Origin of the sequence: Cytobacillus dafuensis, from assembly GCF_007995155.1 — a bacterium.
Lineage (GTDB): Bacteria > Bacillota > Bacilli > Bacillales > Cytobacillaceae > Cytobacillus > Cytobacillus dafuensis.
This window is the reverse complement of sequence record NZ_CP042593.1, coordinates 2782123-2795739: the sequence shown is the minus strand read 5'-3', so window position 1 is coordinate 2795739 and position 13617 is coordinate 2782123. Positions and strand designations below refer to the sequence as shown.

10 protein-coding genes are annotated in these 13617 nt (G+C 36.4%); 9 read left to right on the top strand and 1 reads right to left on the bottom strand.

Annotated features, from left to right (window positions below; all coding sequences use genetic code 11):
- The first annotated feature begins 175 nt into the window (after positions 1 to 175).
- The 7 genes from FSZ17_RS13280 to mtnA all read left to right on the top strand — a co-directional run bounded on the left by FSZ17_RS13280 (position 176) and on the right by mtnA (position 9636).
- Positions 176 to 1882, top strand: coding sequence for a methyl-accepting chemotaxis protein (locus FSZ17_RS13280; RefSeq protein ID WP_057770801.1), 1707 nt, complete (start codon positions 176 to 178; stop codon positions 1880 to 1882).
- Between the two features lie 70 nt (positions 1883 to 1952).
- Complete coding sequence (locus FSZ17_RS13275) at positions 1953 to 3077, top strand: sugar ABC transporter substrate-binding protein (RefSeq protein ID WP_057770799.1); 1125 nt, start codon at positions 1953 to 1955, stop codon at positions 3075 to 3077.
- A 504-nt stretch (positions 3078 to 3581) separates the two neighbouring features.
- The gene (locus FSZ17_RS13270) at positions 3582 to 4694 is read left to right on the top strand and encodes a sugar ABC transporter substrate-binding protein (protein ID WP_057770797.1); all 1113 of its coding nucleotides are present in this window, start codon (positions 3582 to 3584) and stop codon (positions 4692 to 4694) included.
- A gap of 104 nt (positions 4695 to 4798) precedes the next feature.
- A complete protein-coding gene (locus FSZ17_RS13265) occupies positions 4799 to 6307 on the top strand; it encodes a sugar ABC transporter ATP-binding protein (protein WP_057770795.1) in 1509 nt (502 codons plus the stop codon).
- A 1-nt stretch (position 6308) separates the two neighbouring features.
- Positions 6309 to 7310 (top strand): ABC transporter permease, encoded by a 1002-nt coding sequence (locus tag FSZ17_RS13260; RefSeq protein ID WP_057770793.1) that lies wholly within the window; start codon positions 6309 to 6311, stop codon positions 7308 to 7310.
- A 15-nt stretch (positions 7311 to 7325) separates the two neighbouring features.
- On the top strand, positions 7326 to 8564 hold the full coding sequence (gene mtnK / locus FSZ17_RS13255) for an S-methyl-5-thioribose kinase (protein ID WP_057770791.1): 1239 nt from the start codon (positions 7326 to 7328) through the stop codon (positions 8562 to 8564).
- 1 nt (position 8565) lies between these two features.
- On the top strand, positions 8566 to 9636 hold the full coding sequence (mtnA, locus tag FSZ17_RS13250) for an S-methyl-5-thioribose-1-phosphate isomerase (RefSeq protein WP_057770789.1): 1071 nt from the start codon (positions 8566 to 8568) through the stop codon (positions 9634 to 9636).
- A 210-nt stretch (positions 9637 to 9846) separates the two neighbouring features.
- Here mtnA and FSZ17_RS13245 read toward each other — a convergent pair whose 3' ends face one another.
- Positions 9847 to 10608, bottom strand: a complete 762-nt coding sequence (locus FSZ17_RS13245) for a DeoR/GlpR family DNA-binding transcription regulator (RefSeq protein ID WP_057770787.1) — start codon at positions 10606 to 10608, stop codon at positions 9847 to 9849.
- Positions 10609 to 11049: 441 nt separating this feature from the next.
- Here FSZ17_RS13245 and FSZ17_RS13240 point away from each other — a divergent pair, with 441 nt between their 5' ends.
- Positions 11050 to 11838, top strand: a complete 789-nt coding sequence (locus FSZ17_RS13240) for a class II aldolase/adducin family protein (protein ID WP_057770785.1) — start codon at positions 11050 to 11052, stop codon at positions 11836 to 11838.
- 202 nt (positions 11839 to 12040) lie between these two features.
- A complete protein-coding gene (locus tag FSZ17_RS13235) occupies positions 12041 to 13615 on the top strand; it encodes an aldehyde dehydrogenase family protein (RefSeq protein ID WP_082625217.1) in 1575 nt (524 codons plus the stop codon).
- The last annotated feature ends 2 nt before the right edge of the window (positions 13616 to 13617 follow it).

Sequence of the window (13617 nt, the reverse complement as noted above, 5' to 3'; positions counted from 1 at the left end):
TAAAGAACTAAACGGACCGCATCCTGCCAATATCAAGTATTATAAGACCTTTATTGAATAAAACAACTAAAAACAAAATGCAATATGTGTTTATAACTATTTTATGTTATGTTTGTAGGGAATAAGTAATAATATTATTAGTATTTTTGTGGATTTCTGTGGGAGGAGACGTAATATGCATAGTTTAAGTGTTGGTAAAAAAATAATGTCTGGGTTTGGGGTTGTGCTTATTTTACTCGTCGTCTTTGCATTAATATCGATAAACCGGATGTATCACATGCAAAGTAAGACAACTTCTATTGTAGATGAATGGATGCCTTCTGTGGAACTGATAAACTCTATTGGTTACCAGACAGAGCATGTTATTACACTTTCATTAAGATATATTCAGTCTGATGATATCCAAGAAAAAGAAATGCTAAAAAAAGAAAGAGCTAGTTTCATAGATGAAGCAGAAAAAACAATGGCTTCTTATGAAAAGCTAATAAACTCAGACGAAACTAGAAAAAATTTCGAGGACTTAAAATACAAATGGGGATTTTTCCTCAATGTAAATGAGGAAACAATTGAGCTCAGTGATAAGGGAAAAGCTGAATTTGCCTACCTTTATTTTAAGAAAAGTGCAAAAGCCTTTGATTCAATGAAACAAAATTTGGATCATTTAGTTCAAATTAATAAAATGGGTGCACATCAAGCTGGAGAAGATTCTGAAAAAGTATATGACCTGACAGTTGTCATAATTATAGGTTCAATTTTAATAGCTTTAATATTAGGTATATTAGCTGCTTTATTTATTACTAGAATGATTGCACAGCCTCTAAGATTAGTTACTTCTAGAATAAATGAGATTTCAAAAGGGAACTTGTCTTTTCCTTCTATTGATATTAAGAACAAGGATGAGATTGGTGTTCTTGCAAAATCGGTAAATGAGATGAAAAGTAGTTTACATAAAATTGTAACTGAGGTTGTTAATGTTTCGGGTCAAGTAAATAAACAAAGTGATGAGCTATCAGTTTCATCACAGCAAGTAAAACTAGGCAGTCAACAAATTGCTACAACGATGCATGAATTGGCTGGCGGTGCTGAGGAACAAGCAAACTCCGCTTCTGAATCTGCTAAAGCTGTTGAGGATGTTAATGTTCAGATTAAAGAAGCTGATTCGGCTGGTAAGAATTTGAAGGATGCTTCAAACGAAGTGTTAGAAAAAGCGCAAGAAGGTAAAAGATTAATGGATCAATCCGTTCATCAAATTGAAAAAATTAGTCAGATTGTAACGGAATCAATGGAAAAAGTAGTGAATTTGGATACGAAAAATGAAGATATTTACCAGTTGGTCCATGTTATCCAGGATGTTGCAGCTCAAACAAACCTTTTAGCTCTGAATGCAGCCATTGAAGCAGCAAGAGCGGGAGAATATGGAAAAGGGTTTGCTGTTGTTGCGGATGAAGTTCGGAAATTAGCAGAGCAGGTTTCGAAATCTGTTCAAGATATAACTTATATTACACAAGGTATCCAAAGTGATTCCAAACTAGTTGTTGAAACGCTCCAAAATGGAGTGCTGCAGTCAAAGATTGGTAATGAACAAATAAAAACAACAGGTGAAACATTTAACTCGATTTCTGATTTTGTATTACTGATGGTTGAAAAAATTGATCAAGTATCAGACAACTTAGATCAAATTCAACAAGGAAGTGAACAATTAAGTGCCTTTAGTGAAGAAATCTCAGCAGTATCTGAACAATCCGCTGCTGGAGTTCAGCAAGTTTCAGCGTCAGCAGAACAACAGGTTGCTTCTATGGAAACAATTGCTCAAAGTTCTGAATCGTTAAAGATGCTTTCTGCTCAGCTAGAAAGCTTAGTTAAGCATTTTAAAATCCAATAAGGATATGGGTAAAACAAGCATGGAGCTAATGATAGGGATAAATATTAGTTAAAGAGGGAGATGAATAAAGATGAAGAAAGGCCGAATAAGTATTATAACCATTTGTTTTTTTGCTTTGATCTTGCTTATAGCGGGATGCTCGAATAGCAATGGAAAAGAAAATTCTAAAGAAAAGAGTGGCCAAGATAGTGAAGTATCACTTGGAAATATTCCCGAAAAATTTAAAAGTGGAGAAGAAGTAAAAATTAAGGTGATTCGTAAAATAGGTGGAGATGACCATACAGAACAATTCCTTGCTGGAGCAAAAGAAGAAGGGGAAGCAATGGGATTGAAGGTTGATGTTTTTTCTGCCGGAGGAGATAGCAAAAGCTTTCATAATGAGATCACGAAGTCTTTAGAAGAGGGGTATGATGGTTTTATTATTTCTCATGGAGATGATCCAGAAACAATAGATAGTGTAAAAAAGATAGTAGAAAAAGGGAAAAGTGTTGTAACATTTGATTCAAATACCGATTTGGCAAAAATAGATGGAGTAACTCTAACTTCTCAAAACGATGAAGTGTTAGCTACACTTGCCATGGAGCAATTAATAGAGGATTTTGATGGTCAGGCGAACATTGCTTATTTATGGGTAGATGGATTTCCGCCAATGGTGAGACGAAATGCTGTCTATATGGAGAAATTAAAAAACAATCCTGGTATTAAAGAAATTGAAAGATTTGGAGTAGCTTCAGCTGATACTTCGGGAGAAACAAAAGCCGCTGTCGCTGAAATGCTAAAAAAACATCCAAAGGGAGAAATTGATGCGATTTTTGCCACATGGGATGCCTTTGCAATAGGTGCAGCGGAAGCGATTAAAGAGGCTGGAAGAGATGAAATTAAAATATATGGCATTGATGTATCAAATACGGACTTAAATTTAATGAAGGAAGAAGGCAGCCCGTGGAAATACACTGCAGCTGTCGATCCTAAACTAATTGGTGCTTTAAACATGAGGCTTGTTGCAAAAAAAATAGCTGGTGAGGAAACGCCTAAGACATATAATTTGGAACCTTATTTAATTGCGCAAAATGAACTTCAAGTTTCTAAAAAAGAAGTGACAATGAATGACTTAGGTGAAGTGCTGCCTGGCTGGGGGTTATCAACAGAATTAGAAGAGGACTGGATGAAAACACTAAAAATAATGAACGAATAATTATCAAAGGGAGACCCCGCAGGAGTGATAGCGAAGACGAGGCTTCCGGACCGCCCGCTACGCTTTAGTGCCTGCAGTGAAATTAACATATCATTATCATAAAATAATATAAATTAGGAAAAAATAGATTTCATTTTTTCACCGACATTCAAAAGAAAAAAGTAGAATGTCGGTGTTTTTTTGTTGTATGGATATAATTTTTGTTTTTATTATGTTCTTTTGTTGGATCAATGACAATTATACCTATATATAAGAAGTTTTTTATTGGAAAACATAGAGAATAATGATTAAATAAATATAATGATAGGAATACGGGTGTCAGTTAGAGTAGAAATTATGTATAAAACCAAAAAACCTACGAATAACTCAAAAAAAATATTGTATAAGAGAGGGACTCGTGTTAAAATTTAGTTAATTTAGAATGAAAGCGCTATATTCTATTCCTTCTATTATTCTATCGGATAATAGTTAGGAAAGATATACTAAAAAAAGGAGTGTTTCAGAATGAAAAGCTATTTCAAAAGTGCGTTAATTCTATTTTTATCTTTTGCACTTTTATTAACAGGCTGTTCTTCTAACGAAGCGAATTCTAAGCCTAAAGAGGGAAATAAGGATGTTTCTCTTGAAAATGTACCTGATCGATTTAAAAATGGAAAAGAAGTAAAAATTAAGGTTGTTAGGAAAATAGGTGGAGATGATCATACAGCTCAGTTTTTGGCAGGTGCGAAAGAAGAAGGTGAAGCACTTGGTTTTAAGGTAGATGTGTTCACTGCAAATGGCGACACTGCTAAGTTCCATGATGCGATCGCACAAGCATTACATGAGAATTATGATGGATTTATCATCTCACATGGCGATGATGCTGCTACTGTAGAGGATGTTAAGAAAATTGTAGATGCTGGAAAAAGTGTCGTAACTTTCGACTCTAATGGTGATATTGCTTCTGTTAATGGAGTAACCCTTACTTCACAGGACGATGAGGCATTAGCTACCTTGGCGTTAGATCAGTTAATTAAGGATACAAATGGTGAAGCAAATATTGTTTATTTATGGGTAGATGGATTCCCTCCTATGGTAAGACGTAATGCGGTATACCAAGAGAAGTTAAAGAGTAATCCAGGCATTAAAGAAGTAGAAAGATTTGGTGTAGCTGCTGCAGATACAGCTGTTCAAACTCAAAATGCGGTAGCTGCGATGTTAAATAAGCATAAAAAAGGCGAAATTGATGCGATTTTTGCAACATGGGATGCGTTTGCGATTGGTGCAGCCCGTGCGATAAAAGAGGCTGGAAGAGATGAGATTGCGCTGTATGGAATTGATGTTTCCAATGCGGACCTTCAAATTATGCAAGAAGAAAAAAGCCCTTGGAAATATACAGCAGCTGTTGATCCGAAGTTAATTGGTTCTGTAAACATGAGAATTCTAGCTAAGAAAATTGCAGGAGAAGAGACTCCTAGCACATACGACTTAGAGGCATCACTCATTTCTCAAGAAGCATTACAGTCATCAAGCTCTCCTGTTAACATGGTTAACCTTGCTGATGTTGTAGAAGGCTGGGGAGTTTCAACAGCCTTTGAAGAAGATTGGATGAAGACATTAAAAGAATATTATAAATAATAATTATGAAACCTTATATCAGCAGCAATTAAGCTGATATAAGGTTTCAATACCATTCTAGGCCTTTAGTATGGAAACCAATTGATTTTTATGGAAGGAGGCTAATGGGCGTGTCAATTTTACTAGAAATGAAAAACATTTCCATTGAGTTCCCCGGTGTGAAAGCGTTAGATGAAGTCTTTTTTTCTACTAAAACGGGTATGACTCATGCCCTAATAGGCGCGAACGGGGCGGGTAAATCTACACTAATGAAAGTACTTTCTGGAGCCTATGGTCACTATACAGGTGAAATATACATAGAAGGAAAGAAAATCGATATACGGACACCGAAAGATGCCCAGGACAATGGTATTCAAATTGTTTATCAAGAGGTAGACACGGCTTTGATCCCATATTTAACGGTTGGAGAAAATATCATGTTAAATGAAACGGTTAATGATATGGGAAAAAAACAGTTTGTTAAATGGAACCAGATTCACAAGAAAGCAACAGACATACTGAATAGGATGAATGTAAATATATCCTCGAAAAAGCTTGTAAGTGAATTAACTTTAGCGGAAAAACAAATGGTTCTTATTGCAAGGTCAATATCTAAGCAATGCAAGTTTTTAATATTGGATGAACCGACTGCACCACTTAGTCATTCTGAAACAAAAGAACTATTTAGAATTGTTCGGGAACTAGTAAAAGAAGATGTTGGTATCATTTTTATTTCTCATCGATTACCAGAGTTATTTGAAATATGTGAAGAAATTACCGTTATGAAAAATGGGAAGTTTGTCATTAAAGAAAATATTGCTGACACAACTCAAAACAAAATTGTGGAGTACATGCTTGGTGAAAAGCTTGAGGAACAATTTCCTAAGTACCACGTTGAAATTGGCGACACTGTCCTAAAGGTTACAGGACTTCATGATAAAGGTTTAGTTAAAAATTTCAGTATGCATGTAAATGAGGGTGAAATCGTTGGGATTGCTGGCTTAGTAGGTGCTGGTAAAACAGAGATATGTAAGGCTTTGTTTGGTGCTTCTAAGGTAACGAGCGGCGAGATCCAGATTCGTGGTAAAAGTGTGAAAATAAAGGATCCTAGCGATGCGGTAAAAAAAGGCATTGCTCTTGTACCAGAGGAACGAAGAAAAGAAGGGATTCTCGTTCAAGAATCTGTTTCTACTAATCTTACATCTGCGAGCTTAAATAAGTTTTCTAAGTTTCTTAGCTTTGTAGACACAAAGGGAGAAAAGAAGATTTCTATAGAGATGATTAAAGATTTAGGGATAAAGACACCGTCAGAAGAGACCAAGGTACAAAATCTTTCTGGTGGGAATCAACAAAAAGTAGCAATTGGTAAATGGTTAATTTCAGATGCTGAAGTGTACATATTTGATGAACCTACAAAGGGTGTAGACGTAGGTGCTAAAAAGGATATTTTTGAACTTATTTCTGGTTTAGCAAAACGAGGGAAATCTGTCATTTACGCATCTAGTGAGCTTTCTGAAATTCTTGGGATAACTGACCGTGTGTATGTTGTTTATGACGGTGCAGTTGCAAAAGAATTAGAAACAAAATCAGCAAACGAAGAAGAATTATTATTCTATTCAACAGGAGGTAAATAAGATGAACACGGCAAATCCTGTTCCGAAAACAAAGCCTGCAAAGAAAGGCTTTGAACTTTTTGAGTTCTTATATAAATATGGAACGATTATTACGATCTTTGCCTTGATTGCCATCTTTACAATTGCAAATCCAAGCTTTATTCAAGGGGCAAATATTGTAAACATTTTGAGGTCTATTTCGATTGTAACCATTATTGCTATAGGTATCACGATATCCCTATCGGTAGATGGATTCGATCTATCAGTTGGTTCTACTGTTTCTCTATCAAATGCAGTAGTAGTTTCCATGTTTGTGTGGTTTTCGCAAAATATTTATATCGCAATTATTGCAGCTTTAGCAGCTGGACTGCTTGTAGGAGCTTTTAACGCTTTTATGATTGTTAAAGTGAAAATTCCAGATATGCTTATGACCCTTGCTACGATGTTTATCATTCAAGGGATTGCCCTTACATATACAAAAGGTGCAACAGTATCGCAAAACATGATTATGCCAGATGGAAGTTTTTCAACGGGTGTGATTCCGCCTTTCTTTGCAAAAATTGGTCAAGTGCCTTGGATCATTATCATCATGGTTGTGGTAGTTGCTGTCGTTCACATTTTCTTGAATTATACAAAGCATGGCCGTTATATGTATGTAATAGGCGGTAATAAGGAAGCAGCTAGATTATCAGGTATTCCTGTTAATAAATATAAAGTTCTCGCTTATTTACTTTCAGCTACGTTCGCTTCAATTGGAGGAATTGTTCTAGCATCTCGCGTCATGACAGCAGAGATTAATTCTGGTGCACCTTACTTAATGGACGCTGTCGCTGCTGCATTTATTGGATTATCTGTATTAGGGGCTGGTAAGCCGAATGCTTTCGGTACCTTTGTTGGAGCTGTATTAATCGGGATACTATCCAATGGTTTAGTTATGATGTCTGTTCCGTATTATGCCATGGATATTGTAAAAGGAACTGTTTTAGCGCTTGCACTTGCATTAACTTATTATAGACAAAAATAAGATGGAGGGATTGTTATGAAGGACTTTACGAAGGAATACTTCACGATGACTGAGGAAGATGCTATCGAATACGCCAAAACAAATCTTGATATCTTTCAAAAAGATGCACAGTTGGAATGCAAGGAAATAGGAGACGGTAATTTAAACTATGTATTTAAAGTCGTTGATTCGAAAAGTAAGCAATCAGTCATCATAAAACAAGCTGGTCCTGTAGCTCGTATTTCTGATGAATTTAAATTATCTCCTGACCGAAATCGAATTGAAAGTGAAATCTTACAATTGCAATTTAAATTGGCTCCAGGCTATGTACCGGAAGTATACAAGTATGATCCAATTATGAATTGCTGTACGATGGAAGATTTATCAGATCATGAAATGATGAGAGCAGCTCTTATCGAACATAAGAAATTCCCACTTTTTTCAGAACATATTTCTACATTCCTAGTCAATACTTTATTATTAACTTCTGACGTTGTAATGGGGCATAAGGAAAAGAAAGCCTTAGTTAAGAGCTTTATCAACCCTGAGCTATGTGAAATTTCTGAGGATCTTGTGTATACAGAGCCATTTTATGACTGCCCGCGAAATGATGTTTTTCCAGGAACAAGAGAGTTTGTTCAGGAAAACATTTGGAAAGATGAGAAATTGCAGCTCGAAACTGCTAAGCTAAAATTCGAGTTTATGACGAATGCTCAATCCCTTATACATGGAGACCTGCATACAGGTTCTATTTTTATTAAAGAAGATTCTACTAAAGTATTTGATCCGGAGTTTGCTTTCTACGGACCGGCAGGATACGATATTGGAAATGTAATCGCAAATCTTATTTTTGCATATGCAAACGCTAAATTCACGATAGAAGATGAAATAAAAAGAAAAGATTATCTCGATTACTTAGGAAACACGATTAAAGACGTTATCGATTTATTTATTGAGAAATTTTTAAGAGTTTGGGATGATCAAGCAACTGAACATGTTGCGAAATACAAAGGATTTAAGGAGCATTATCTTGGCACTGTCATTAGAGATACTGCTGCTGTTGCTGGTCATGAGCTTATTAGAAGAATCATAGGCTTAGCGCATGTAAAAGATATTACTTCCATTTCAAACCCAGAATCTCGTGTGCGAGCTGAGAAAATCTGTTTGACGATCGGAAAAACTTTTATCCTTAATAGAGAGAATATGAAAACGGGTGCTGACTTTATTGATGTCATTCAATCAGCAGAAACTAAGCTTCTTAAGGAGGCAGAATAATATGGGAAATCCAGTAGAAGTTATACAATCAGTTAAATTAGATGATGAAAATAGCACATTAATACTTTTGGACCAAACTGTATTACCAAATGAAACAATATTTTTAGAATTGAAAGAAATGGAAGATGTTTGGGATGCTATCTATCAATTAAAAGTTAGAGGAGCACCAGCAATCGGAATTGCTGCAGCGTATGGTGTTTACTTAGGAACAAAGAAGTCGAATGCTGAGACTTATGAAGCACTTTACGAAGATTTTAAAAAGGTTAAAGAATACTTAGCTTCCTCTAGACCGACTGCAGTTAATCTTTTCTGGGCACTCAACCGAATGGAAGATAGATTAAAAAAAGAAGCAGGGAAAAATGTTTCTGAAGTAAAGGCTGCTTTAAAAGAAGAAGCCGAACTGATTCGAGCGGAAGATGAAAAAATCTGTGAATCTATCGGGCAGTATGCATTGTCATTACTAGAGACGGGCTGGGGAATCCTAACCCATTGTAATGCTGGAACAATCGCAACGGCTAAGTATGGTACTGCTTTAGCACCTATTTATTTAGGGCAGGAGAAAGGTTATGACTTTAAAGTGTATGCCGATGAAACAAGACCTTTACTTCAAGGTGCTCGTCTAACAGCCTGGGAGCTTCAGCAGGCGGGAGTAGATGTTACATTAATCTGCGATAATATGGCTTCAATTGTCATGAAGGAAGGAAAAATTCAGGCTGTTCTTGTAGGTTGTGATCGAGTGGCTGAAAATGGAGATACCGCTAATAAAATTGGAACTTCGGGTGTAGCGATTTTAGCTAAGCACTACAATATTCCATTTTACGTATGTGCACCGCTTTCTACAGTCGATTTAGAATGCAAAACAGGAGAAGATATTCATATCGAATTAAGGCCGTCAGAGGAGATTACTAGCAAATGGTATGAAAAACCGATGGCACCGAAAGATGTAAAGACGTATAATCCTTGCTTTGATGTAACCGATCATTCTTTGATTACAGGGATCATTACCGAAAATGGAATTGCTTATGCGCCATTTAATGAGACCCTTCCGAAAATGTTCCAAAGCAATAAATAAGAAAGAAAGGGCTGAGTTCAATGACAACTCAGCCTCTTTATATGAAATAAAATTGTAGTTAGATTTGCACGGGCAAGCCTTGATGGACAAAGTTATCACCATCGCAGCGAAATGATGCCGGCAACATTTACATACTAGATTTAGAGAAAATACTCATGAATTTATCGCAGATTAACGGGCAGTGAGACCCCCACTGATGGAAGTTTCACTTTATTCGCATTCATAGAGTGTTACATTTTGTTCTTTTAAGAATTGCTTCCATTCTGATGAAAGGGTTTTATCTACTACGACATTATTTATTTTGTCAAAATCACATATTCTTGCAAAAGAAGTTTTGTCAAATTTGGTATAGTCAGCAATAAGGAAAACATTGTTGGCGTGCTCTGCGGCTAATTTTCGGATTCCTGCTTGTTGTTCGTTAGAATCCGTAATGCCATGCTGCATACTGACTGAACGGCATGAAATGAAAGCGGTGTCAAAGAAATAGTGCTTTAGTGTATACTCCGAGCTTCTTCCAGTGTTTGATAGGGAGGTTGGAGATAAAGTACCTCCAATTACAACAATGTTAATATTGGGTTTTTCTACAAGAGTATTAATAACTTTAAGTGAGTTCGTAACAACAGTCAATTTTTTATCCTCAAGCATACTAGCAATAACAAGAGAAGTTGTGGAGGCATCTAAGAAAATGGAATCACCATTTTTAATTGTGGAAATGCATGTTGCTGCAATTTTTCTTTTCCCTTCTACATGGATATGTTCTCTTATATTCACATTAACATCGTTTTGAACTCCATCTGAAATAAAAGCACCACCGTAAGTTCTAGTTAAAACACCTTCTTCCTCAAGCTGCTTTAAATCCCTCCGTATAGTCTCCTCTGTCACATTAAATTGAATAGTGAGTTCGGCAACAGTAACACTCTTTTTTTCTAGTATGATTTCTTTTATTTTTTTCTTTCGTGCTATTGGAAGCATGATTTTCTCCTTAATTTTATTTGTTTTTAAAAAATATTATAGCATATTGTGTGGTATTTAATAAGTGACCTCCAAAAAATTTATGGGTCGATTTTCGCTGAACAATAAGGAAAAGGGCTGCTAAATACGTTTAAAGTGAAACTTCAATCAGTGGGGAGGTTTCCTGATCCCCCACTTACTCTTCATTGTTTTACTCGAATCCTTGAAGTGGGGATCTTACTGCCCGTTAATCTGCGATAAATTTGGTTTCTTGTAAAACTACAATAAAATACAACAAGAAATAACTATAAATCCAAAATAACATTTGACAAAACCACATGAAAGTAAGAAAATTATAAGTAGAAAAAGAACTTGAATGCTGATATTCCACTCACTTCTCAATAGTTAAGTCATAGATGTAGGAATTAACTAGAAAGCATTCATGTTAAGGAGTTGTAACTAATGGCTGAGAAACAAAAATTCTATTCTGATTTTGAAGCAAAGAATCTAATCTGTGAGATTGGCAGAAGGGTATATAATAAAAACTTTGTCGCAGCTAATGACGGAAATATTTCTGTTAAGGTTGGACCTAATACGATTTGGACGACTCCAACTGGGGTTAGTAAAGGCTTTATGACCCCAGATATGATGGTGAAGATGGATCTTTCAGGGAAGGTTCTCTCTGGAAAAATGAAACCTTCTTCAGAAGTGAAAATGCATTTGCGGGTTTACAATGAAAATCCTGAAGTAAATGCTGTTGTTCATGCGCATCCACCTGTTGCTACATCTTTTGCTATTGCTGGAATTGACCTTGATAAACCGATATCCCCAGAAGCGGTGGTCCTATTAGGTAGAGTTCCTGTAGCTCCATATGCCACTCCAGGAACATTTGAAGTTCCAGATTCTATTGCACCTTATTGCAAAGATTACAATGCAGTACTATTAGCTAATCATGGAGCTCTAACATGGGGAGCGGATTTAATTCAAGCCTATTATCGTATGGAATCACTTGAACATTACGCGCTAATGCTTATGTACTCTAATAACATCATTAATAAAGCGAATGAATTAAGTTGTTCACAAATATCAGACTTAATTAATATCCGCGAATCGATGGGAATTAAAACTGGCGGAGTGCCGCCTTGTGAAAAAGAAACGGTAAATATTAATCAAACGAATAATAAAGAATCCGTAATTGAGAGTATTGTTCGAAAGGTAACAGAAGAGGTATTGAATCATTATATGAAATAGAAAAAACATAAAGCGGAAGCGCCTTCGGAACAATTAAAGTAGAATTGTTCCTGCGATGAGAACTAGCAGATGCTTTCCTTTGTGCTCAGCCGCGACAAGCATAAGACAGCTTACGCAAGTGACTTGCCTTTTTGTTACTGGAGTAAGATGCCTTTGGCCCTGAGCGGCTAGGCGCTGAAGCTGGATTAGGAGGAGGGGAATTATGGCAGTCAATATTTCAGAGCAGGATATTCAAAAAATTATCCAGTCTGTACTGCAAAATGTAGAAGCAGTTAAAAGTCAGGACTTAAACCATCAAAATGATCGTCTTAATCATCATACTAGCGCTCCAAAACCGATTCAGATGAAGAGAGTTTTGCCTTCATCAGCGGAAATAAATCACGCTGATTTAAAACCTCATCTAAATACTTTACATGTTGAGGGTGTTTTTGATGAAATGGACGACGCGATTGAATCAGGCTATTTAGCTCAAGTAAATTATGTTAAGCAGTTTCAGCTTAAGGATAGAGAGAAAATTATATCTGCTATTCGAGAAACAGTGATTGTTAATAAAGAAAAATTAGCAAGAATGGTTTTTGAAGAAACAAAACTTGGCCGTTATGAAGATAAGATTGCCAAACATGAGCTTGTTGCAAGTAAGACACCAGGCACTGAGGACATAACAACAGCTGCATTTTCAGGAGATGAAGGCCTGACGATCGTAGAACAGGCTCCATTCGGATTAGTAGGGGCAGTAACACCAGTAACGAATCCAACCGAAACCATCATTAATAATTCAATCGGTTTATTAGCAGCTGGAAATGCAGTTGTTTTTAATGTCCACCCATCATCTAAAGCATCTTGTGCATTTGTTGTGAATTTAATTAATAAGGCAGTTCAAGAAGTTGGAGGACCAGCAAACCTTGTAACGATGGTAAAAGAACCAACTTTACAAACACTTGAAAGATTAATAGAAAACCCTAAAGTGAAATTACTAGTTGGTACAGGCGGACCTGGAATGGTAAAGACATTATTGAAATCAGGAAAAAAGGCGATTGGAGCTGGTGCAGGAAACCCTCCAGTTATTGTTGATGAAACGGCCGACCTAAAAAATGCTGCTAAAAGTATTATTACAGGTGCTTCTTTTGATAATAATCTTTTATGTATCGCAGAAAAAGAATTGTTTGTCATTGACTCTGTAGCTGATGACCTGATCTTTCATATGCTGAATGAAGGCGCTTACATGCTTGACCAGCAGCAGCTTTCTCAATTGATGAGCTTTGCGCTTGAAGAAAATGTTCATCATGAAGCTCGTGGCTGCTCACTTAATAATAAACGTGAATACCATGTCACCAAGCAATGGGTAGGCAAGGATGCTGCTTCTTTTCTTCGACAATTAGGAATTGAAAGTGAAGAAAATATAAGACTATTAATTTGTGAAGTAGATTTTGATCATCCTTTTGTCCAATTAGAGCAAATGATGCCGGTCTTCCCTATCGTTAGGGTCAAGAACCTTGATGAAGCAATTGAAATGGCTCTCTTAGCTGAGCATGGCAACAGGCATACAGCGATCATGCATTCAAAAAATGTAGATCATTTAACAAAATTTGCTAGAGCAATCGAAACGACCATATTTGTCAAAAATGCTTCTTCCTTGGCGGGTGTTGGATTTGGTGGTGAGGGACATACAACCATGACAATCGCGGGCCCTACAGGTGAAGGGATTACATCCGCAAAGACATTTACTCGACAAAGAAGATGTGTACTAGCAGAAGGTGGATTCCGAATCATAGGGTAGGT

Bases quoted from the DNA above. Each gene is read 5' to 3' on its own strand.
- FSZ17_RS13275 (WP_057770799.1), top strand. From the start codon at position 1,953: ATGAAGAAAGGCCGAATAAGTATTATAACCATTTGTTTTTTTGCTTTG.
- FSZ17_RS13265 (WP_057770795.1), top strand. From the start codon at position 4,799: ATGGGCGTGTCAATTTTACTAGAAATGAAAAACATTTCCATTGAGTTC.
- FSZ17_RS13260 (WP_057770793.1), top strand. From the start codon at position 6,309: ATGAACACGGCAAATCCTGTTCCGAAAACAAAGCCTGCAAAGAAAGGC.
- FSZ17_RS13235 (WP_082625217.1), top strand. From the start codon at position 12,041: ATGGCAGTCAATATTTCAGAGCAGGATATTCAAAAAATTATCCAGTCT.
- FSZ17_RS13270 (WP_057770797.1), top strand. From the start codon at position 3,582: ATGAAAAGCTATTTCAAAAGTGCGTTAATTCTATTTTTATCTTTTGCA.
- FSZ17_RS13280 (WP_057770801.1), top strand. From the start codon at position 176: ATGCATAGTTTAAGTGTTGGTAAAAAAATAATGTCTGGGTTTGGGGTT.
- FSZ17_RS13245 (WP_057770787.1), bottom strand. From the start codon at position 10,608: ATGCTTCCAATAGCACGAAAGAAAAAAATAAAAGAAATCATACTAGAA.
- mtnA (WP_057770789.1), top strand. From the start codon at position 8,566: ATGGGAAATCCAGTAGAAGTTATACAATCAGTTAAATTAGATGATGAA.
- mtnK (WP_057770791.1), top strand. From the start codon at position 7,326: ATGAAGGACTTTACGAAGGAATACTTCACGATGACTGAGGAAGATGCT.
- FSZ17_RS13240 (WP_057770785.1), top strand. From the start codon at position 11,050: ATGGCTGAGAAACAAAAATTCTATTCTGATTTTGAAGCAAAGAATCTA.